At 67.1% G+C, this 1646-nt stretch carries 2 protein-coding genes; both read right to left on the bottom strand.

The window, feature by feature from the left end; translation table 11 throughout:
- Positions 1-31 precede the first annotated feature (31 nt).
- On the bottom strand, positions 32-952 hold the full coding sequence (gene lipA / locus VF643_RS13505; RefSeq protein ID WP_331043907.1) for a lipoyl synthase: 921 nt from the start codon (positions 950-952) through the stop codon (positions 32-34).
- 142 nt (positions 953-1094) lie between these two features.
- Positions 1095-1520, bottom strand: coding sequence for a (deoxy)nucleoside triphosphate pyrophosphohydrolase (locus VF643_RS13500; protein WP_331043906.1), 426 nt, complete (start codon positions 1518-1520; stop codon positions 1095-1097).
- Positions 1521-1646 lie beyond the last annotated feature (126 nt).

Below are 1646 nucleotides of genomic sequence, written 5' to 3'. Positions count from 1 at the left end.
GGCAGGTGCCGGGTCTCGCTATGCTTGGGCACTAGGCGCGCGCCAGCTGCGCCTCGCGCGCGGTGCGGAGCTTCGCGAAATCGTCCCCGGCATGATAGCTCGACCGGGTCAGCGGCGACGACGCGACCAGCAGGAATCCTTTGGCGCGCGCGATCCCGGCATAGGCGTCGAACGCCTTCGGGGTGACGAACTCTGCGACCTTGGCATGCCGCGGCGTCGGCTGGAGGTACTGGCCCATGGTCAGGAAATCGATGTCCGCGGAGCGCATGTCGTCCATCACCTGATGGATCTCCAGCCGCTCCTCGCCCAGCCCGAGCATCACGCCCGATTTGGTGAAGATCGACGGATCGTGGCGCTTGACGCTCTCCAGCAGCCGCAGCGAGGCATAATAGCGCGCGCCGGGGCGGATCGTCGGGTAGAGCCGCGGCACCGTCTCGAGATTGTGGTTGTACACGTCGGGCCGCGCCTCGACGATCGATTCGACCGCGGCCTGCGCCTTGTTGCGGAAATCCGGCGTGAGGATCTCGATCGTGGTCGACGGCGTGGTCCGGCGCAGCGCCTGGATCACCTTCACGAACTGCGATGCACCGCCATCGGGCAGGTCGTCGCGATCGACCGAGGTGATCACGATGTGCTGCAAGCCGAGCTCGGCGGCGGCATCCGCGGTATGCTGCGGCTCCAGCGGATCAACCGCGCGCGGCATGCCGGTCTTGACGTTGCAGAACGCGCAGGCCCGCGTGCAGGTGTCGCCTAGGATCATCACCGTCGCGTGCTTCTTGGTCCAGCACTCGCCGATATTTGGGCACGCCGCCTCTTCGCAGACGGTCGCGAGGTTGAGCCGACGCATCAGCGCCTTGGTCTCGCCGAAGCCGATGCTGGTCGGCGCCTTCACGCGAATCCAGTCGGGCTTGCGCTCTCTGGCGGGCCGGGCGAGCGGGGTCATCTCGTTCATCCCGCGCAGATAGCGATGCGGGCCAATCTAGACAACCGCAGCGCGGCTACGGCGAGGAAGCTCATCGCTGATTGTGCTCCCGCGACGGCGGGAGCCCAGTAGTGGGTCCCCGCCTTCGCGGGGACACAAAGGGGGTCGAAGGCTATCGGTCTACCAAGCCCTTCAACGCCGCCACCAGAGGCACATCCGCCGGCGGCATCGGCAGGGCGGCCATCGCCTCCGCCGTCACCCAACGCAACGCACTAGCCTCCAGCGCCTGCGGATCACCCTGCCACGTCCGCACCGCGTATAGCATCAGCACGAGGTGCCGACCGGCCAGCGCCTCGCTCGCGAACGTCACCGGGGACAGCGCCTCCACCGCCACCTCGATCCCCAGCTCTTCGCGCAACTCACGCACCAGCGCCGCCTCCGGGCTCTCGCCCATCTCGATCTTGCCGCCGGGAAATTCCCACAGCCCGGCCAATTGCTTACCCGCGGGCCGCAGCTGGACCAGAACCGTGCCGTCAGATCGGATAAGCGCCGCGGCGACCACCATCAGAAGGGCCGGGACGGGCGCATCATTGGTCATTCGTTAAGTCCTAATTCGGTATTCGGTTCGCATGAGAACTCTCGCGCCCCTGGTCAGAGCAGCCATGCGACATGCCCGCCGCCTCGGGCGGGACAGCAAGGGCGCGACCGCGGTCGAATACGGACT

It is taken from the genome of Sphingomonas sp., assembly GCF_036387595.1.
In the GTDB taxonomy this organism is placed as follows: Bacteria; Pseudomonadota; Alphaproteobacteria; order Sphingomonadales; family Sphingomonadaceae; genus Sphingomonas.
This window is presented reverse-complemented; position numbering and strand designations above follow the sequence as displayed.